This window comes from Vibrio sp. 10N.261.54.E10, assembly GCF_002877735.2.
Taxonomy (GTDB): Bacteria; Pseudomonadota; Gammaproteobacteria; order Enterobacterales; family Vibrionaceae; genus Vibrio; species Vibrio crassostreae_C.
In genome coordinates this window covers 357,041-378,160 of record NZ_MCXE02000001.1, presented here as the reverse complement: position 1 = coordinate 378,160, position 21,120 = coordinate 357,041, and the positions used below count along the sequence as shown (strand labels likewise).

Below are 21,120 nucleotides of genomic sequence, written 5' to 3'. Positions count from 1 at the left end.
TCTAAAAATTACTACTGATATTTTAAATAATACCTCCCCTTAAACCTGCCTAATTTCACTATATCGGTGATATATTCTTGCGTCTTTACCGTCGTAATGTGTTAACAGTCATTAGTACTGAACAACGTTTCCTCTCATTTTTCTTCTATTTTCCCTTCTGACACATATTGTGAGTTTCGAAAATTTGTATTAATCACTATTTATTCACTTTACAAACCGACACTAAAAACAACTAATTGCATATCAATTTTAATGGGACGATTATCAAATTAGCACTAAGCGTTAACAAATACCCCCTGTAACATGCTTTATGTCACAGTAATCCTAATAGGCAGTTAAATAATTTAACACTCGGGTTACAAGTGAAGTATTGTGTTGTTCGAAAAACAATCATAAGCAAAACTAACAGGGAAAATACTCATGCAGTCATTCGTTGATTTTTTGAATGGAATAATCTGGAGTCCAGTACTTATCTACCTATGTTTAGGTGCAGGTTTGTTCTACTCCATCATGACTCGATTTGTTCAAATCCGTCACTTCTTTGAAATGTGGCGCTTGCTACTATCGGGTAAAAGCTCATCAAAAGGCATCTCGTCTTTCCAAGCTCTGGCCGTTTCTCTATCTGGCCGTGTCGGTACAGGTAACATTGCTGGTGTTGCTGCCGCTATCGGTTTCGGCGGCCCAGGTGCAGTATTCTGGATGTGGGTAGTGGCTTTCTTTGGCGCTGCAACAGCTTACGCAGAATCAACGCTAGCGCAAATCTACAAAGAAGAAGATGAAGGCCAGTTCCGTGGTGGTCCGGCTTACTACATCGAAAAAGCGATGGGTCAAAAATGGTACGCTTGGATCTTTGCTATCGCGACTATTTTTGCATGTGGTATTTTGCTTCCAGGTGTTCAGTCAAACAGTATTGGTAATGCTGTAGAAGCTGCATTTGGCTCAGGTGACATGATTGAAACAGCTATCGGTACATTCAGTTTCGCTAAAATTTTCACTGGTACTGTAGTTGCTATTATCCTAGCGTTCATCATCTTTGGTGGTGTTAAACGTATTGCGAACTTCACACAAATCGTTGTTCCATTCATGGCACTGGCTTACATCATCATCGCGTTCGTTATCATTCTGCTAAACATCGGCCAAGTGCCAACGGTTTTCGCAATGATCATTGGCGATGCATTCACACCTATGGCAGGCTTCGGTGCTGCAATTGGTTGGGGTGTTAAGCGTGGTGTTTACTCAAACGAAGCGGGTCAAGGTACTGGTCCTCACGCGGCAGCTGCTGCAAGTGTTGATCACCCAGCTCAGCAAGGTTTAGTACAAGCGTTCTCTATCTACATCGATACACTTCTAGTATGTTCAGCTACAGCGTTCATGATCATCATCACTGGTGCTTACAACGTTCACGGCGGCGCTGAGGGTGTGTTCCTTGTTCAGAACCTAGCAGCAAACATCGGTGCGAATGGTCCTGTATTTACACAGCTTGCTATTGAAAGTGCACTACCAGGCATTGGTAAGCCATTCATCGCATTTGCTCTGTTCTTCTTCGCATTTACAACGATTCTTGCTTACTACTACATCGCAGAAACGAATATTGCTTACCTACGTCGTACCATCAAGATCCCTGGCATGATGTTCGTACTTAAGCTTGTTCTTATCACTGCCGTTTTCTATGGCACAGTTAAAACAGCGAACCTTGCATGGGCAATGGGTGATGTTGGTGTTGGCTTGATGGCATGGTTAAACATCGTTGGTATTCTGATCATCTTCTTCATGTCTAAGCCTGCGCTTAAAGCTCTAGCTGACTACGAAGAACAGCAGAAACAAGGCGTAACTGAGTACACATTCAACCCTGTAAAACTAGGCATTAAAGGTGCAACTTACTGGGAAGAGAAGTACAAGCGTAAAACAGGCAAGTCTCCAGAAGCAGAAGCTGCAGACACTAAACCTGTAGAGCAACCTTCAGCTTAAGCTTTCCTTAGCAAATAGATCGCTTTAACAAATAGTGCTATTAATAACGCATAAAAAAGGGGTTAGCTATTTCGGCTAACCCCTTTTGTTTTATTCATAACCAATAAATGGCTTATAACAAACTAACTGTTCCCGAGTTAGAGTATTAAGCAGCGATTTCTTGTGTTGCCATTTGAGGCGCTTTCTTCTCACCGATAGGCAGTACTGTGCGGCCGTATTCGTTGTTGATTACTTGTGCCATTGCAAAGTAGATAGCTGAAGCGCCACAGAAGATACCTTCAAAACCAGCGATAGTGCCGATTAGTTCGCTGCCAGTGAAATCACGAGCGGCTAGCAAGAAGAACAAAATAGTTAGTGAACCGAATACTACTTGCTTCGCAACTGGGTAACATAGAGAACCGATGAACATGAAGCCTGTGAAGATACCCCATAGTAATAGGTACCAACCCATGAATGCAGCAGGGCTTGCTGGAAGGCCCATGTAAGGCATTACAATCAAACCAACCAAAGACAACCAGAATAGGCCGTAAGAAGTAAACGCAGTTGTACCGAACGTGTCACCACGTTTGAAACACATAGTGCCCACGATAACTTGGCTCAAACCACCGTAAAAAATACCCATTGCAAGAATCATAGAATCGATTGGGAAGAAACCTGCGTTGTGGATATTAAGAAGAATGGTGGTCATACCGAAACCCATTAAGCCTAGTGGCGCTGGGTTAGCTAGTTTGGTCGACATTACGAATTTACCTTATTAAAGTGGTTGATTAAAAAAAAGCGATAAAAACTATCAGAAAATTTTAATCTATAAACCGTACAACTAGGTAATCCAGTTATCGAAAACTAAGATTGTACAAATGATCTTATGGAAAATAGGTTTCATAATGAACCTATTCAATTCACCGAAACTATCAATAAACAGATTCCCTATCACGTTCGTTCCTCACTGTAAGGAATGACGAGTGAGGTAAGTGTTGAGGCAATGAGACAAAGCCTGGTGCTACGTCACTCTAGAATCGAGGGACGGGATATCTGGAATCTACTCTTCGATATGAGCACTTGCGGCACACAAGAGCCCTCTGTCACGTTCGTTACTTACTGTGGGGAATGACGAGGTTTTTTTAGGTACGATAAAAGAGATGGGGATGCGAAAAGAGTCTTTAGATTTGAGTAAGCGCCCCCTTAATAGCAAACGTAGGCAACAGGTGGCGAGCTTTTCGTTACTTGTTTACTCCATTAAATCTCGTATCTACTTGGACAGATTAAATTACGCTTGTTGTGGTTTAGATTCAGACACTTGAGATTGAACGTCTGAAGAAGCGTTTTTACTCGCATCGCGCTTGGCTAACAACGTCACGACAATCAACTGAGCAACAAGAGCACCTAATACAACCAATGCACTTCCCGTAAAGCCTGCGACTACAAAACTAATCAGAGCAATAGAGCCGTTCATCAATGCGTAAGGTAGCTGCGTCTTAAAGTGTTCAAACTGATCACACCCAGCCCCGGTTGAAGAAAGAATCGTGGTTTCAGAGATCGGTGAGCAGTGATCACCAAACAAGCCACCCGATAACACGGCACCAATCGCGACGAGAAGCGGAGCATCTATCGCAATCGCGGTTGGAATAACTAAAGGCATCATTATCGCGAAGGTTCCCCACGATGAGCCCGTTGCGAATGAGATAATGGCAGACAGCAAGAACGCGACCGCAGGTACTAACCAGTAAGGGAAACCGCTCTGTGCTTGCTCAGCAATATAAGCCGCTGCACCCAACTCTTTACCAACGGTGCTTAATGCCCAAGCCAGTACCAAGATGATCGCGACTGGCATCATGTTTCCCATACCTTTTAAGTACACAGAAACACCATCTGAAAGCTTTCTTACACCGTAGTAAGCCATTAGCGAGATTAAGGTAATCGCCGCAAAGAAGTAAGCCGATGATAAAGCAGCTCTGAACGATGAACCTGCGACCTTTTGGAATGGGAAACCTTGTGGTACCAGCATGGCACACAACACCACCAGCATCACTAACAATGGTGCCCAGACAAAAGATGCCTTTGCATTTTTATGCGAGAACGGATTTAGTGATTCGTTATTCACGCCAGAGTTAATTCCCGCCTGGCAATCACGCTCAGCTTTTGCCATTGGCCCAAAATCTAAACCTTTAACGGACACGAGCGGAACGATGAAAATCGCGAGGAATGCGTAGAACTGAAAAGGAATCGCACCGATGAACGCATCCCAATCAGACATATTGACATTCAACGCCGTAAACTCTTTTTGAATCAGGCTCATGATATACACGCCCCACCCGATAAAAGGGATAAGGATCGCGACGGGTGATGATGTAGAGTCGATGATGAATGCCAACTTCTGTCTAGAAAGTTTCAGTTTATCGAAAAGAGGGCGAAAGACAGGACCAACAATCAACGGAGTACCTAAGTCAGAGAAAAATATCACGATTCCCCCAAACCATGCAGAGATTTGCGCTTGGCATTTATTGCTTACCCACTCCGTCACTCGCTTGGCAAACGCAACACCACCGCCCGACTTTTCCATCAAAGCGACAAAACCACCGATGAACACCAACAGCATAATCACGCCAGCGTTGTAGCTATCTGTAAGCTGAGGGACTAGGTAACCTTTAACCATGGTACCAAACGTATCAAGCGGGTTAAGTTCGCTAAACATGCCAGTCAGCATTGCAACACCACTCAGCACACCAGCAAAAAGGCCTATCACCACATTCCTTGTCGCCAATGACAACACCAAAGTAATCACAATGGGGATGAGTGACGTGATATCTGTCTGTTCCATAGGTACACCTTAACCCTAAAATAAGAGAATAAATATAAATTAAATTTGAATATAAATTCACAAGCATCATTTGTACAGAACTTTATCCTCTAACTGGATAATTAGTCTTTAAATGCGCTTCAACATAGCCAAATAGACCAATCACCCTGCTTAAATAGCCAAGTTCGAAACGAAAAAAAGCCGAAAGTAGACACTTTCGGCTTTTGATTATTTATATCATTATGGTCGTACTACTGAACTCGTCGGTTAGACCGCTTTTCAGTATTCAGACGATCAATTACAACTAATTTCATCCCAGAACCAATTCGATTGAACTGGGCTTTCCCATACGCCCGGGCCGTTTTTAGCCACGAAGCACTTGCCGTTATGCGTCACTTTGTCGCCATTACTCACTTGGCTAACACCGGCTTGCCACGTAATAAATTCAGATGGATCGACAACCACTGGCGGTTCTGTCACAGGTGGTTCAACGGGTGCAGGGTCTACCGGAGCAGGATCAACAGGCGATGGATCTGTCACTACCGGTGGTGTTGGCTCTCCAGCAATCAATTTCCAAGGGCCGCCATTGGTAGGGTCATCCCCTTGTGTCCACCATTTCGCTTCATAGGTTGCACCGTTGTGAGTCACTTGGTCACCCGCGTTGTAAACCTTGGTCGCACTCCAACCATTACCACCCGGATCAGTACCAGGATCTACCGGATCCAGCTTATCGACCACTTTCACTTCAGGCCAACTCGCATGAGAACCATAAAAGTTGGTCACACACTTCTCGTAATCGCCAGCCACCAGTGCGGAATAAGCAGTTTGGAAACCAACAAGCTCACACTCAAACGAGTAACCTTCTGGGCGGTCTGCGTAGTATTTCCAGTTACCATCCCAGTTGGTGTACAACACATCCGTTGCTCCGTTGAGGTTTAAGCTTCCGTAAGGCGTTTGCTGCCAACAAGTATTGGCTTCATCCGCTTCTACCGGAATTTCATAGTGCGCTGCTAACCCTTCCCAATAACGAATACGGTTAACGGGTTGGCCTTTGTCTTTGTTCTGCTCGCCACATTCAATACCACCATTGATCACGTTGATTGTGGTACCAAAGCCATAGCCAATACCCGCATCCAATTCACGTTGAGATGGTGTCCATGTTCGGTCAATTACATGCAGCATTGCCGGTTTAGGCGCTTGTGGTGTTAAAAAGAACCAGATAGCAGAAGCTAAGTTCAACCAAGAGTCCGCCATTAAGCCCGGATTGTTGAGAAGCACCGTCGCGTCACCATCAAACATCACTTCAGAGAACGCGCCATAATTAAAATGGTAAGAAAGCTGTTTAGCACCACGTCCGAAGTAGCCCTGTCCCGCAGCACATGGCCAACGGGCATTCTGCCAATCGTTCTGACCACAACCGGTGGTGTAACCTTCTTGGCCTTCAGACCAACCCATTTCGCGAACATGCACCAGCGCTTGCTGCCACTCTTCTAGAGCTAATGGATTATCAGAGGTGTTGTCTATCGCGATATGCCCACCCGTCTCTTGTGAAAAGTGAGCAAAGGCCGTGATGATGGATTTTTTACAGATAGCATCAGAATCACGGCCATCGGTGTACTCTCCACAGAAGGCTGGGAATTTGCCAATTGCACGTAAGAAGCGAGTGTAGGTGTATTCTGGCGCTGCCATCTGAGTGAGGAAGTTCCATTCCGATTGAGGGAACACGCGCTCTACACGCTTTACGTTTTCAGGGTTGGAGGGGGAACCGGGTTCAATCGCTTCAACGATTGTATTCGGGCGAGTTTGAAGGGCCTGTGACCAGATCGCATACATAGGATCGGATGTTTTCGCTTGTTCAGCAGCTTGTAGAGCCGACTTTTCAACAAGGTAACCATTCGGATTTTGCGGATCAGGTTGAATGTTCAAAGACGCATGACTTTGCGCTGCTAAAGTGCAGCCCAGTACTGTCGCCAAATATTTGATTTTTAACATGATGGATTCTCTTATCTGTCCTTAATAAGTCCATCAAAGAGTATGCTTCACATGTGAAGTGGCCTAGCTGTAGCTGTGTGAATTTATAAAAAGTGCGAGTGATCTTTTTGATATATGGCTCAACACAACAAAGCGTCTCATGGTTTCTTGAGCTGATATCTAGTTTCCAACTCATTTGGTTTCTAGTTATTGTTCATTTGATTTCGAGGTATTGCTCATAAGCCTTTAATGTAATGAATCAATATAATCAATCGAAAAGAAAAAAGCCCCGAACTGAGTTCGAGGCTTAAGATCTTAATCAAAGCTGGTTAAATCTCTAAGAGATTATTCCCACTCGATAGTTGCTGGTGGCTTACCAGAAATATCGTAAACAACACGTGAAATGCCGTTAACTTCGTTGATAATACGGTTAGAAACCTTACCTAGGAAGTCGTATGGTAGGTGTGCCCAGTGAGCAGTCATGAAGTCGATAGTTTCTACGGCACGTAGAGATACAACCCAATCGTACTTACGGCCATCGCCCATTACGCCAACTGAACGTACTGGTAGGAATACCGTGAATGCTTGAGATACTTTGTGGTAAAGGTCAGCAGCGTGAAGCTCTTCAATGAAAATAGCATCTGCGCGACGCAGTAGATCACAGTACTCTTTCTTGATTTCGCCAAGAACACGAACACCTAGACCAGGACCCGGGAATGGGTGGCGGTAAAGCATGTTGTATGGAAGACCAAGCTCAAGGCCGATCTTACGTACTTCATCTTTAAACAGCTCACGTAGAGGTTCAACAAGACCCATTTCCATATCATCAGGAAGGCCACCAACGTTGTGGTGAGATTTGATTACGTGTGCTTTACCTGTCTTAGATGCTGCAGACTCGATTACGTCTGGGTAGATAGTACCCTGAGCAAGCCATTTAGCATTAGATAGTTTCTTAGACTCTTCATCGAAGATATCTACGAATACGTGACCGATGATTTTACGCTTAGCTTCTGGTTCAGCTTCGCCTTCCAGAGCTTTAAGGAAACGATCTTCTGCATCGACTTTGATGATGTTTAGGCCGAACTGGTCACCAAACATATCCATAACTTGCTCAGCTTCGTTTAGACGAAGAAGGCCGTTATCAACAAATACACATGTTAGTTTGTCGCCGATAGCGCGGTGAGCAAGCATCGCAACTACAGATGAATCAACACCACCAGAAAGACCAAGGATAACTTCGTCGTCACCTACTTGTTCTTTAATACGTGCAACTGCATCTTCAATGATTGAAGCTGAAGTCCACAGACCTTCACAACCACATACGTTAAGAACGAAGTTCTCAAGCATTTTCAGGCCGTTTTTAGTGTGTGTTACTTCTGGGTGGAATTGAACACCGAAGTACTTCTTCTCTTCGTTTGCCATTGCAGCGTATGGGCAAGTGTCTGTTTCAGCGATCTTTGTGAAATCAGCTGGAATCTCAACTACTTTGTCGCCGTGGCTCATCCAAACATCTTGAGTAGACTCAAGGTCAGCGAAAAGTGCAGATTCGCCAGTCACTTGTACCGCTGCGTAGCCGAACTCGCGCTCAGTAGACGTTGCTACTTTACCGCCAAGTTGCTCAGCCATAGTTTGCATGCCGTAGCAGATACCGAATACAGGAACACCTGAATCAAATACGTACTGAGGTGCACGTGGAGAGTTCTCCTCCGTTACACTTTCAGGACCACCAGATAGGATGATGCCGTCTGGATTGAATTCACGAATATCCGCTTCTTCTACGTCCCAGCTCCAAAGTTCACAGTAAACACCGATCTCACGAATACGACGAGCTACTAGCTGTGTGTATTGAGAACCGAAGTCTAGAATTAGAATACGTTGGTCATGAATATTTTTAGTCATTGTAAGCAGTCTTATTGGCTATGTGATAAAACGGAGGTGAGTTTACTCACCTCTGATTAACTCTTCAAGAAATAAAGCAAACGTTTTCGTTAGATATCTTTAACCACGTGTTTTGAGACAATCGGACTTTTAACAAAACAGGCGGTAGATATAATACCAATCACAGTAAGTAAGTGTTCAGGAATAGCGTAGGAAAAAAGCCTGAGAACGAGGCTGCTCTATTCGACAAAGAGTTCTGATAAGTAGTTATTCTACAATCAAAAATTCTAACGAAGTTATCGAGGTTTTTAACAAGCTAGGATGACCAGTTATTTACTACGATTGGTATATTAATGTGCCGACTAAATCAGCACATTATTCAAACGTTTGGACGTATTATTAACCTAAACGGTAGTTAGGTGCTTCTTTCGTGATTTGAACATCGTGTACGTGAGATTCTTTCATGCCCGCACCAGAGATACGAACAAACTCAGCTTTAGTACGCATGTCTTCAACAGTTGCAGAACCCGTTAGGCCCATGCTTGAGCGTAGACCGCCCATCTGTTGGTGAACGATCTCTTTTAGACGACCTTTGTATGCGATACGACCTTCAATACCTTCTGGAACAAGCTTGTCTGCAGCGTTGTCAGATTGGAAGTAACGGTCAGAAGAGCCTTGAGACATAGCGCCAAGAGAACCCATACCACGGTAAGACTTGTAAGAACGACCGTTGTAAAGGATAACTTCACCCGGTGCTTCTTCAGTACCAGCGAACATTGAACCAACCATCACACAAGATGCGCCAGCAACGATAGCTTTACAGATATCGCCAGAGAAGCGGATACCGCCATCTGCGATTACTGGAATACCGTATTCGTTTGCAACTTCCGCTGCGTCTGCGATTGCTGTTACTTGAGGAACACCAACACCAGTAACGATACGAGTCGTACAGATTGAACCTGGGCCGATACCAACTTTAACTGCACTAACACCCGCTTCGATAAGAGCACGTGCGCCAGCACCAGTTGCTACGTTACCACCGATGATTTGTAGATCAGGGTATGCAGCGCGAGTTTCGCGGATACGGTTAAGTACGCCTTCAGAGTGACCGTGTGAAGAGTCGATAAGTAGAACGTCTACGCCAGCTTCAACTAGAGCAGCAACACGCTCTTCGTTACCAGCACCAGCACCAACAGCTGCACCTACACGTAGGCTGCCGCGCTCATCTTTACATGCGTTTGGTTTACGTTCTGCTTTGTGGAAATCTTTTGCAGTGATCATTCCAGTCAGTTGGAAGTCATCATTTACAACAAGAACTTTTTCAACACGCGCTTCGTGCATTTTCTCTTGAACTTCTTCACGAGTTGCACCTTCTTTAACAGAAGCAAGGCGAGCTTTAGGCGTCATTACTACATCAACTTTCTTAGAAAGGTCAGTAACAAAGCGAACGTCACGGCCAGTAATGATACCAACCAATTCGTTTGTTTCAGTAACAACAGGGAAACCGGCGAAGCCGTGTTTTTGAGTAAGGGCTACAACATCAGCGATTGTCGCGTCAGGGCTTACAGTTACTGGGTGAGAAACCACACCAGCTTCGTAAATTTTAACCTGGCGAACCATTTCAGCTTGCTGCTCGATTGACATATTCTTATGAATAAAGCCAATACCACCTTCTTGCGCAAGGGCAATTGCTAGGCGTGCTTCCGTAACAGTATCCATCGATGCAGAGATCATTGGGATGTTTAAAGAAATGTTTTTCGTTAACTGAGTGCGAAGATCAGCTGTGTTCGGAAGAACGGTTGAGTGTGCTGGGACGAGTAAAACGTCATCAAAAGTTAAAGCTTCTTTTGCGATTCGTAGCATTTGCAATATCTCACAACAAAGGTGTTAAAAGGAGTAAACCCAACTTTATCGTTTCGCATAATAAAGTGATTTGGATTTGATATTGCAGACGGATTATACGCACGGCGAAATCGCTTGGCTACACATTTTTGTATTTTTAATTTGCATTTACCCCCTTGCTATGTATTATATTGCCGCTATCTTCCATACTCACGCCCTGTGAGATTCCAAGAAAGACCTTCCTTCAAGGAAAGATAGTGCTTCTATGACTAATCCAAACATCTTTACTGTTTCTCGCCTCAACTCAGAGGTTCGTCTCCTATTAGAAAACGAAATGGGAATAGTCTGGCTCGTTGGTGAAATCTCAAACTTCTCTGCACCTGTATCTGGTCACTGGTACCTCACGCTGAAAGACTCTCGCGCTCAAGTTAAGTGCGCTATGTTTCGTGGCAATAACCGCCGTGTGACTTTTAAGCCTCAGAACGGTAATCAAGTTTTAGTCAAAGCACGTTTGTCTCTTTATGAGCCACGCGGTGACTATCAACTCATCATCGAAAGCATGCAGCCAGAAGGTGACGGCAAGCTTCAGCAAGAGTTTGAAAAACTTAAGATGAACTTGGCGGCGGAAGGCTTGTTCGCTCAGTCCAGTAAACAAATTCTCCCAGAACACCCTAAATGCGTTGGTGTCATCACCTCTAAAACAGGCGCAGCCCTCTTCGATATTCTCGATGTTCTCAAGAGACGCGACCCGTCATTGCCAGTCATCGTGTATCCGACCATGGTACAAGGTGAAGGAGCTTCGATTCAGATCGCTCAAGCGATTGGACGTGCCAATGAGCGCGACGAATGTGATGTATTGATCGTTGGTCGTGGTGGCGGTTCATTAGAAGACTTATGGTGTTTCAATAACGAGATCGTCGCTCGCACAATTGCAGCAAGCCAAATACCGATTATCAGCGCCGTTGGCCATGAAGTTGATGTCACTATCGCCGATTTCGTGGCAGATATGCGTGCTCCAACGCCATCAGCAGCCGCTGAATTGGTTAGCCGTGACAACAGTCATAAAGAGCAAGCTTATGCCTCTAAACGTGCTCGCTTGGTGAGTGCGATTCGTCATGTGTTAATCAAACAAGCACAATCCACTCAAACGTTAAAATACCGCTTAGAGAAGCAACACCCTAGCTACCAACTTCAAAAGCAGAGTCAGCAGCTTGATGACCTAGATATGCGTTTGCGTCGTGGTATGACTCAATACCTAAAACAGCATGCACAGCGTGTTGAACGTAAACAGCACCAGCTTCAATTGAACTCGCCAGTGAAACGCCTTGGCGAACAGAAACTGCATCTGCAACGTTCAGAGCAAAAGCTATTGGATGCAATGGACAAGACATTACTAACCACTCGCCACCAGCTCGCTATGGCTGCAGAGAAGTTAGAGACCGTTAGTCCACTGGCAACCCTAAAGCGTGGCTACAGCATTACTCATTCAGAATCGAGCAAGACGGTATCATCGATTAACGATGTCGAAGTCGGTGAAGTGATCACCACTCAAGTTGAAGACGGTGTGATTGAGTCGCAAGTGACCACAAGAGTGACTAAGAGCGAGCTTTAAGTTCGACCTAACGTTTCAAACCAGAAAGCCCTATCGATAATCGACAGGGCTTTTTAGTATCTAACGCTTTCAAAAAACTAACCTATTCCAACCCTACTCAGTAGTAGAAGGCTCCTTCATGGTTAGCATCCCTTCAGTCACAATAAAGTTGATGATGAAGTCTAGCCCTTGGCTCTCTTTGAGGTTGGTGAACACGTATGGCTTGGTTGGACGCATGCGTTGTGTGTCTTGCTCCATCACCTCAAGTGACGCACCCACATATGGTGCTAAATCGATCTTATTGATAACCAGCAGATCAGAACGCGTAATACCCGGTCCGCCTTTACGTGGGATCTTCTCCCCTTCCGCTACATCAATCACGTAGATGGTAAGATCGGCTAATTCAGGGCTGAACGTCGCACTCAAGTTATCACCGCCACTTTCGACGAATACCACATCGAGGTTCTTATGCAGCTTGGCAAGCTCTTCTACCGCAGCTAAGTTCATCGACGCATCTTCACGGATCGCCGTGTGCGGACAGCCACCCGTTTCAACACCAATAATACGATCTGGTTCTAGAGCCTCTGCTCGCGTAAGTATCTTGGCATCTTCTTGAGTGTAGATGTCGTTGGTTACCACTGCGATATTGAGCTTGTCGCGAATCGCTTTACAAAGCACTTCTAATAGCGCTGTTTTACCAGACCCTACCGGGCCGCCAATACCAATTCGAAGTGGTTGCTTATAACTTTCCATTGTCTACTTCCTTATATTCTTTTTGCTACATCGTTCGCGCTAACCGCTACGAACGAAATAGTCGTGTGTATTGTGTTTCGTGCAATGAACTCGCTAATGCCATCGAAGGCGAAAAGCTGCCTATCATCCAATCTTCTATCGTGCGGGCCTTTTCGATCACCTCAGGAAAGGTGTTGGTGATATTAATCAATGCCAACTGACCATCGGTTTGACCTAAAGGCACTAACTTGACCCCTGCGGTAACGATGTTTTCAAGCCAACTCCATAAATAACCCTGCTTGAGGCTCTCTAAATCAATACCCCAATGCTGAGCCGCCATACACATGCCCAACAATTGGTTTGGATGACTATCAACAGAATCCACCAGCGAAATATCGATATCCAAGCGCTTCAACAAGGTGTTCAATGCATGCCCACGCTGCTTTTCTTCCGCTCGCAATTCACTGGTTTCACGGCTTGAGTATAAGTAGTTACACCAATGCTCAATCTCATCGATTTCACCCTTTTCTAGCGCGTGATAAAGACGCTCTAAGATAGGTAATTCCAAAGTTGCGACACTGGAACTGACGATGGTATTAAGCCACTGTTCCATGCTGTTGCGATCGGTCACCCACCCCGCTTCAACCGCTAACTCTAAGCCTTGCGAATAAGTGAACCCACCAATCGGCAACGATGGACTGATCAATTGAAACAGACGATAGACGGCTACATTTTCTGTTGTGGTCATAATCGTGCCCTCAGTCTTCCAGAATCAAATAAGTTCGAGAGCCTACGCGCCTAACAGCAATAGTGCGCTTGCTGAAGCCACGCCGACTGACAACCATTTAGAGTAAACCGCGCGACCAACAAAAGTACCGATAACCATCAGAGCCAAAGCACTGATACTCATGCCTGTTGCGAACTGAGTCAGGTTGCTCGCGGCTTCAACGCCGTGTGCGTAACCATGGAAAAACAACATAGCAATCGAAGCAACTAATACGCTGTTTACACGCTTGGTTGATGGTGAGAATACATGCCATAAACATAAGCTGACGACAAACAGAGAAGCGATAATGGCAGGCTCAACAATCACAGAGAAACCTAGGGCTTGGCCTGCGATAAGCCCTACCACTAAAGACACCAATCCACCGCCAATCAGAGCTGCTTTTGTCTTGGTGGAAAATGACAGTGCGCCAATTAATAAACCGAAAGCGATCAGCATGATCAGATGATCCATGCCAGTCACAGGGTGAGTTAAGCCAGACATAAACGAGTGAGACTCATGAACTGAATGCGCCCCATGTCCTGGGTGAGCGAAAGCCATCGTTGATGTTGTTAGAGAAGCTATTGTGAAAGTGCATAAGCCTGCAGCTGTTTTAAAGTTCATCGCGAGTTCCTTGCTTTATACCAATCGTAGTAAATAATTGCTCACCCTAGCTTGCTAAAATGCTCGATAACTGCGTTATAATTTTTGATTGTAGAATAACTACTTATCGAAAAATTATGCCTTGTTCTCAAGCCTTTTTTCTGCGCTATTGTTGATCACTTACTTACTGTGATTGGTATTATTGTTATTAATATCGTTGTTATATAAATCGTTTAGTGAGTCATCAATGACTCGATTAATGATGGTGATGATGTCCACCAGAGCGACCGCCATAAGCACCGCCTTCTGGTTCAAACGGTTGTTTCTCAGTGGTCACTTTCGCGCCTAAGCCTTCAACCATTTCATCTAAAACATGGTCGTGTTGATAACGAACCCAACCCGCTTCCACTTGCAGCGGAACATGACGGTTACCAAGGTGATACGCCACTCGCGTTAACAGGAGCAAGTCTTCACAGTAAACAGTCGAAACGGTTTCTGGTGCCGCTTTCACTTCTACGACTAAACCGCATTTACTTGAGAGTTGTTCGCCACCACGCAAGATATGACCTCGTGGTAGAAACAGTCCGGCATTGCGCCCGTCATCGAGCATCACCTTAAGACGGCTCTTAATGCGGCTATCGATCGGCAGGCTTAAGTAGCCGTCCGGTGCATTTTGTATTTGAGTATTCAGTTGAGTCAGTTCAATCATGCTATTACCTCAATCTCCTTGTGAGATTTATAACGTTTAAAATAGGGTCACTAAAATAGGAGCCTTCAGCCTAGCTCTTAAAATAGGAAGTACCGCTGTGCCATTGGCAACTCTTCAGCTGGCTCACACGTCAGCAATTCACCATCAGCGCGCACTTGATACGTCTGCGAGTCGACTTCGATCTTTGGCATCCAATCGTTAAGCTTCATGTCCGCTTTGCTGATGTTTCGGCAGTTACTCACAACACCAATCAGGCTCTGTAGACCTAATTGTTTATCTATGTTCTGTGCCTTGGCTTCTTTGGAAACAAACAACATTGATGTGTTCTGACATGCCTTGCCATAGCTACCAAACATAGAGCGATAGTGAACTGGCTGAGGGGTTGGGATTGAAGCATTTGGGTCACCCATCGGCGCCATGGCGATCATGCCGCCTTTCAAAATCACACTAGGTTTCACACCAAAGAAAGCGGGCTTCCACAACACTAAGTCTGCTAATTTCCCTGCTTCGATAGAACCGATTTCATGAGACATACCATGAGTGATCGCTGGGTTGATGGTGTACTTAGCGACATAGCGTCTTAATCGGAAGTTATCGCTGTAGTCTGAATCTTCTTTTAGGCTGCCGCGCTGAACTTTCATCTTGTGCGCAGTTTGCCAAGTTCGAGTGATCACCTCGCCTACACGTCCCATTGCTTGTGAGTCCGAAGCGATCATCGAAAAGGCACCTAAGTCATGAAGAATGTCTTCTGCGGCAATGGTTTCACGGCGGATACGTGACTCTGCGAACGCGACATCTTCAGCAATCGATGGTGACAAGTGATGACAGACCATCAACATGTCTAAGTGCTCATCGACGGTATTGATGGTGTAAGGGCGTGTTGGATTGGTTGAGGAAGGCAAAACGTTCGGCTCACCTGCAGCACGAATAATATCGGGAGCATGACCACCGCCCGCACCTTCGGTGTGATAGGTATGAATCACGCGGTCGCCGATTGCGCCAAGTGTCGATTCAACAAAACCAGATTCATTCAGAGTGTCGGTATGAATCGCAACTTGTACGTCCATCTCGTCAGCCACACTCAAACAGGTATCGATTGAAGCGGGAGTGGTTCCCCAGTCTTCGTGTAACTTCAAACCCACCGCGCCTGCCGCTACTTGCTCACGTAGTGCTTCTGGCTGACTGGCATTGCCTTTGCCTAACAAACCAAAGTTCATCGGGAATTGATCGAGTGACTCTAGCATGCGGTGCATGTTCCAAGGCCCCGGTGTGCATGTGGTCGCGTTAGTACCTGTGTTTGGCCCAGTGCCACCGCCGATCATGGTTGTCACACCTGACGCCAGTGCTTCTTCAATCTGTTGTGGGCAAATAAAATGAATGTGTGAATCAATACCACCAGCAGTCAAGATTGAACCTTCGCCTGCTAAAATTTCCGTGCCCGGGCCAATCACAATATCAACGCCCGGTTGAACATCTGGGTTGCCCGCTTTGCCCAATGCCTGAACTCGACCATCTTTGACTGCGACATCGGCTTTTACGATGCCCCAGTAATCCAACACAATCGCGTTAGTGATCACCAAATCTGGAGTTTCGGCACTTGGACGTTGGCTTTGCCCTTGTCCATCACGGATAACTTTGCCGCCGCCGAATTTCACTTCGTCGCCGTATACGGTGTAATCTTTTTCAACTTCTAGCCATAAATCAGTGTCAGCAAGACGCACTCGGTCACCGACTGTTGGCCCAAACATTTCGGCATAAGCCTGTCTGGATATCGTCGCCATGTTCAATCCTTTGTTATTTTCATTATTCCGTGGGAGCGCTTAGAGCTTGCCCATCACCTTTCCTTGGAAGCCATAGATCTCTAACTTACCGGCGTAACGCACTAACTCGACGCTACGCGACTGACCCGGCTCAAAGCGGGTTGCAGTACCCGCAGGAATATTGAGTCGAAAGCCTTTAGTGACTTCTCGGTTAAAGATCAGCGAAGGGTTTGCTTCATAGAAGTGGTAATGAGAGCCAATTTGGACAGGACGATCGCCAATGTTTTGCACCTTAACGGACGTTGTGTCTCGGCCTTCATTGAGAGTGATGTCACCCGGTGCGGTTTCTACTTTTCCGGGAACGAATCCTGAGTATTGTTTTGTGGAACCAGCCATATTACTTCTCCCTACACGATAGGTTCATGAACGGTCACCAGCTTGGTGCCATCAGGAAAAGTGGCTTCGACTTGTACATCAGGGATCATGGAAGGGATCCCCTCCATAACGTCATCGACAGTAAGAAGTGTGCGTCCAAGATCCATTAATTCTGAAACGGTTTTACCCTCGCGGGCACCTTCGAGAATGGCACTGCTGATCAGTGCGATAGATTCTGGGTAGTTGAGCTTTAAGCCTTTTTGTTTGCGCTGCTGTGCCAGCATTCCTGCGCAGAAGATAAGTAGCTTATCTTTTTCTCTTGGTGTTAATTCCATTTAGCCGCCCGCTGTTAGTGTTGTTTTCTTATTGCTCAAAAACGCATGAGCAGTAAGTGGGATTCAATCACAGCAAGCTTGAAAAAATGTACCTAGGGTCGGAAGTCACCCTAGGTACAAAAAGGGCTAATCGCTAAGTCGCCCAAATCCTTGGTAAATCAGGAGTCGTACCACATAAATGAGAGCGAGTTGCTTGCCAAATCTGACCAAAGGCTTGGAGGATATCTTCACTCCAATTACCCAAGGCTCGCACCACAATCAATCCTTCTATCTGAGTAGCACCCAATATTAATGTGGGTTCACTCGACGTTTTTGATGTAACTGATTGCTGTGAAGCTTGCTGTGTAATAGATAAGAGCAAGCTCTGTACCAACTCTAAATCTTGCTTCTCATTTGAAGTGATATAAAAGGTTCCCATCATTGAATAATCAAGTAACCCCATATTTATCATTAACTTATCGCCACCATGAAAATTAAAGCCTTCAGTCAGAAGCCTTTGATTATCAAGATAGATTTCTGTTTTCCCAACGAGATGACCATGCTCGAATCCCTCATTCTGTGCAGGGCGTCCAAAACAGTGCATCTCCCAACCCCAAAACTGTGCACCCTTTTCTAGGCGAATTTCAGTATCTAAACGAACGTGTGCATTCGGGAAAAAGATGTTCTCTTGCGGCATCCATTCCAAGCGTGCATCTTTCTTCACTCGTAGGGTCTGCTTCTGCTTGGCGTACTTGTTGTTTGAGCGATAAAACTTGGTCGCACCGGGTGTGGTAATCAACGCGTGAGCACCGTGCTCAAGATTCACGTTAATATTGAGAGTGTCACCACCTACCACTCCGCCGGGGGGATGGAGTAAGTAGGTGTGACACGTTTCCCCATCAGGATACAGGGGGCGTTGCACCGCAAGCGGACCAGACTGCTGACGATTCTTTAATACGGTTTTATCACCTCGATCGACAAAGGTGAGGTTTAAACTCGCTTGCCAACCATCACGAATATCTTGTTCGATGGTCTCATTCAAAGATAAAGCTTCTACTAAAGAAGCCTTGCTTACTTCATTCGGAGAAAAGAGAGAATTCATACGGTTAGGTACTCCTTTATCAAGGACTCATCGAGCCCTGTCATTTCACCTTCTGCCACTTGGCGTCCACGGTCGATAATGCAAAAACGGTCACCGACCTTTCTTGCAAACGGCAGCTTCTGTTCAACCAACAGAACCGTGAGCCCCATTTTCTCGTTGAGCATGCGAATGATGTCGCCAATCTCTTGCACAATATTGGGTTGAATACCCTCCGTCGGCTCATCCAAGATCAATAGCTTTGGATTAACCACCAGCGCACGCCCAATCGCTAGCTGTTGCTGCTGGCCACCCGATAAATCACCACCGCGACGATGTAGCATCTCTTTTAACACTGGGAAAATATCGAAGATGAATTCAGGGATCTTGCGGTCACCCTTTTTACGAATCGGTAAACCGACCTCTAGATTTTCTTGAACAGTGAGCATTGGGAAGATCTGGCGACCTTGCGGTACATAGCCGATCCCTTGGCGTGGACGGTCCTCGGCATCGGTTTTCAAAAGTGACTCACCCGATAAGGAGATGTCACCGCTTTCAACCTTCACCAACCCCATAATGCATTGCAGTAAGGTGGTTTTACCGACACCATTTCGCCCCATTAGCACCGTGCATTTACCTTCTGGGATCTGCATATCCAAATCCCACAGCGTGTGGCTCTCACCGTAATATTGATTAACTGATTTAACCTCTAACATCCTATTCTCCGAGATAAACTTGTTTAACTTCAGGGTGAGCCTGCACTTGATCCATGGTGCCTTCTGCCAACACGTGACCTTGATGAAGCACGGTGACATGGCTGGCGATAGAACGAACGAAATCCATATCGTGTTCAACGACCACAACCGAGTGCTTACCTGCCAGTGAGTTAAGTAACTCAGAGGTGCGATCCATTTCTTGGTGAGTCATACCTGCCACGGGTTCATCCACCAGCAATAGCCTAGGGTTTTGCATCAATAACATGCCTATCTCTAACCACTGTTTCTGACCGTGAGACAGGTTACCTGCCAAATTCGCCGCTTCGTCTTTAAGGTGAATAAGCTCTAGTACCGAGGTGAGTTTGTCTTTCTGCTCGCCAGACATCACGGCAGTGAAAGTTGCCCACACCGAGCGATCACCTGCCATGGCTAATTCAAGGTTCTGCCACACAGTTAAACATTCAATCACGGTCGGCTTTTGGAACTTACGCCCAACGCCTGCGTTAGCAATTTCAGCTTCGTTCATCTTGAGTAGATTGATGTTCGAACCTAACCACACTTCGCCAGTATCTGGCTTAGTTTTCCCGGTAATGATGTCCATCATGGTTGTTTTACCTGCACCATTAGGGCCGATGATGCAGCGTAGCTCTCCCTCTTTGATGTAGAGGTTGAGGTCGTTTATCGCTTGGAAACCATCGAAGCTTTTGTTGACGCCTTCGACATACAACAGCACGTTATGTCGAGTATCGATGGCAGGATGAATATCGGGTTTGAGGTAATCAAAGACTTCGTCTCGACGAGTGAACGCCTGAACCGATTCCTTTACGCTATTAAATGTGGTCATGCGATCACCTCCTTGGCCTTGTGCTGATCATCCTTATATTTATCTTGGTTTTTCCCATTTGATGCCTTGCGCAGCTGCTGCCACTTTTCACTGACAAAGCCAATCACACCTTGTGGGAAGTACATGGTTGAGAGTACGAATAGTCCACCCAGAGCAAACAGCCACACCTCCGGGAACTCAACCGTAAACCAACTCTTGGCGTAGTTGATGATCAATGCACCGACAATGGCACCAAACAGAGTGGCACGACCGCCTAAGGCTACCCAAACCACAATCTCAATCGAGTTAAGAGGAGCAAATTCTCCCGGATTGATAATACCCACTTGAGGGACATATAAAGCCCCGGCAATACCGGCGATAACCGCAGAAAGAACGAAGACCCACAGCTTGATGCCATCGACGTCATAGCCCATAAAGCGAGTGCGTGATTCCGTATCACGAATCGCTAATGCCACACGACCTAATCGACTGGTCACCACCATGCGACAAGCTATGTAGCTGAGAATAAGCGCAATACCAGTCGCGACAAACAGACCTATCTTGACCGCATCACTCTGCAAACTCAGACCGATGATGTCTTTGAAATCCGTCAGTCCGTTGTTGCCACCAAAGCCCATTTCGTTGCGGAAAAATGCCAGCATCAATGCGTAAGTTAATGCCTGAGTCATGATAGAAAGATACACCCCGGACACACGAGAGCGGAAAGCTAAATAACCGAACAAGTAAGCCAATGCGCCCGGCACTAGCACCACCATCAGGCAAGCAAACCAGAACTGGTCAAAGCCCTGCCAGAACCACGGCAACGCAGACCAATCAAGGAACACCATGAAATCTGGTAAGACTGGATCACCATAAACCCCACGGTCACCAATCTGACGCATCAAGTACATGCCCATCGCATAACCACCAAGCGCAAAGAAAGCACCGTGGCCAAGGCTCAAGATTCCGAGATAGCCCCACACCAGATCGAGCGCCAACGCCAACATTGCGTAGCTCAGATATTTGCCCATCAGCGAGATAGTAAAAGTCTCTACATGGAGCGGGTGCCCACTTGGTAACATGGTGTTAGCCAGTGGGATAAGAATAACGGCCGCTAGAATGGCAAGGATGGTCAGTTGGCCACCTTTGTCACCACGCATTGCCGAAAGTACAAATGATTTTGACTGCATGATGTTGTCC

At 45.9% G+C, this 21,120-nt stretch carries 18 protein-coding genes; 2 read left to right on the top strand and 16 right to left on the bottom strand.

The genetic code is table 11. From position 1 onward, the window contains the following. The first annotated feature begins 420 nt into the window (after nt 1–420). A complete protein-coding gene (locus BCU07_RS01575) occupies nt 421–1,968 on the top strand; it encodes an alanine/glycine:cation symporter family protein (protein ID WP_102428291.1) in 1,548 nt (515 codons plus the stop codon). A 145-nt stretch (nt 1,969–2,113) separates the two neighbouring features. On the opposite strand, the gene BCU07_RS01570 is transcribed toward BCU07_RS01575, so the two are convergent. From BCU07_RS01570 to guaB, 5 genes are all read right to left on the bottom strand, one after another. After that, complete coding sequence (locus tag BCU07_RS01570; protein ID WP_010440610.1) at nt 2,114–2,707, bottom strand: acetate uptake transporter; 594 nt, start codon at nt 2,705–2,707, stop codon at nt 2,114–2,116. Nucleotides 2,708–3,235: 528 nt separating this feature from the next. Next, nucleotides 3,236–4,786, bottom strand: coding sequence for a Na+/H+ antiporter NhaC family protein (locus tag BCU07_RS01565; RefSeq protein WP_102428292.1), 1,551 nt, complete (start codon nt 4,784–4,786; stop codon nt 3,236–3,238). Nucleotides 4,787–5,059: 273 nt separating this feature from the next. Beyond that, nucleotides 5,060–6,757, bottom strand: a complete 1,698-nt coding sequence (locus BCU07_RS01560; protein ID WP_102428293.1) for a chitinase — start codon at nt 6,755–6,757, stop codon at nt 5,060–5,062. Nucleotides 6,758–7,081: 324 nt separating this feature from the next. Further along, a complete protein-coding gene (gene guaA / locus BCU07_RS01555) occupies nt 7,082–8,635 on the bottom strand; it encodes a glutamine-hydrolyzing GMP synthase (protein WP_017059729.1) in 1,554 nt (517 codons plus the stop codon). 378 nt (nt 8,636–9,013) lie between these two features. Then, nucleotides 9,014–10,477: an IMP dehydrogenase gene (gene guaB, locus BCU07_RS01550; protein ID WP_017062496.1), complete on the bottom strand. Its 1,464-nt coding sequence runs from the start codon at nt 10,475–10,477 to the stop codon at nt 9,014–9,016. Between the two features lie 244 nt (nt 10,478–10,721). On the opposite strand from guaB, the gene xseA reads away from it, so the two are divergent. Beyond that, nucleotides 10,722–12,068, top strand: a complete 1,347-nt coding sequence (xseA, locus tag BCU07_RS01545; protein WP_102428294.1) for an exodeoxyribonuclease VII large subunit — start codon at nt 10,722–10,724, stop codon at nt 12,066–12,068. A gap of 93 nt (nt 12,069–12,161) precedes the next feature. Here xseA and ureG read toward each other — a convergent pair whose 3' ends face one another. The 11 genes from ureG to urtC form a co-directional block, all read right to left on the bottom strand. Beyond that, entirely contained in the window at nt 12,162–12,800 is a 639-nt protein-coding gene (gene ureG / locus BCU07_RS01540; RefSeq protein ID WP_017062498.1) for an urease accessory protein UreG, read from the bottom strand. 46 nt (nt 12,801–12,846) lie between these two features. After that, nucleotides 12,847–13,527 (bottom strand): urease accessory protein UreF, encoded by a 681-nt coding sequence (locus tag BCU07_RS01535; protein ID WP_065584651.1) that lies wholly within the window; start codon nt 13,525–13,527, stop codon nt 12,847–12,849. Between the two features lie 42 nt (nt 13,528–13,569). Next, complete coding sequence (locus BCU07_RS01530) at nt 13,570–14,166, bottom strand: HupE/UreJ family protein (protein ID WP_017079882.1); 597 nt, start codon at nt 14,164–14,166, stop codon at nt 13,570–13,572. Between the two features lie 235 nt (nt 14,167–14,401). Beyond that, complete coding sequence (gene ureE / locus BCU07_RS01525) at nt 14,402–14,854, bottom strand: urease accessory protein UreE (RefSeq protein ID WP_017062501.1); 453 nt, start codon at nt 14,852–14,854, stop codon at nt 14,402–14,404. A 77-nt stretch (nt 14,855–14,931) separates the two neighbouring features. Beyond that, the gene (gene ureC / locus BCU07_RS01520) at nt 14,932–16,635 is read right to left on the bottom strand and encodes an urease subunit alpha (RefSeq protein WP_017084416.1); all 1,704 of its coding nucleotides are present in this window, start codon (nt 16,633–16,635) and stop codon (nt 14,932–14,934) included. A 39-nt stretch (nt 16,636–16,674) separates the two neighbouring features. Next, a complete protein-coding gene (locus BCU07_RS01515; RefSeq protein WP_017062503.1) occupies nt 16,675–17,010 on the bottom strand; it encodes an urease subunit beta in 336 nt (111 codons plus the stop codon). A gap of 11 nt (nt 17,011–17,021) precedes the next feature. After that, nucleotides 17,022–17,324 carry an urease subunit gamma gene (ureA, locus tag BCU07_RS01510; RefSeq protein WP_102428295.1) on the bottom strand — a complete coding sequence of 101 codons (303 nt, stop codon included), beginning with the start codon at nt 17,322–17,324 and terminating at the stop codon, nt 17,022–17,024. A 133-nt stretch (nt 17,325–17,457) separates the two neighbouring features. Beyond that, nucleotides 17,458–18,405 carry an urease accessory protein UreD gene (locus tag BCU07_RS01505; protein WP_102428296.1) on the bottom strand — a complete coding sequence of 316 codons (948 nt, stop codon included), beginning with the start codon at nt 18,403–18,405 and terminating at the stop codon, nt 17,458–17,460. Continuing rightward, nucleotides 18,402–19,097 carry an urea ABC transporter ATP-binding subunit UrtE gene (urtE, locus tag BCU07_RS01500; protein ID WP_017062505.1) on the bottom strand — a complete coding sequence of 232 codons (696 nt, stop codon included), beginning with the start codon at nt 19,095–19,097 and terminating at the stop codon, nt 18,402–18,404. Before urtE ends, BCU07_RS01505 begins: the two co-directional genes overlap by 4 nt. A gap of 1 nt (nt 19,098) precedes the next feature. Next, on the bottom strand, nt 19,099–19,941 hold the full coding sequence (gene urtD, locus BCU07_RS01495; RefSeq protein WP_017056203.1) for an urea ABC transporter ATP-binding protein UrtD: 843 nt from the start codon (nt 19,939–19,941) through the stop codon (nt 19,099–19,101). Beyond that, nucleotides 19,938–21,110 (bottom strand): urea ABC transporter permease subunit UrtC, encoded by a 1,173-nt coding sequence (urtC, locus tag BCU07_RS01490; protein ID WP_102428297.1) that lies wholly within the window; start codon nt 21,108–21,110, stop codon nt 19,938–19,940. The genes urtD and urtC overlap by 4 nt, the downstream gene beginning before the upstream one ends. Nucleotides 21,111–21,120: the final 10 nt, after the last annotated feature.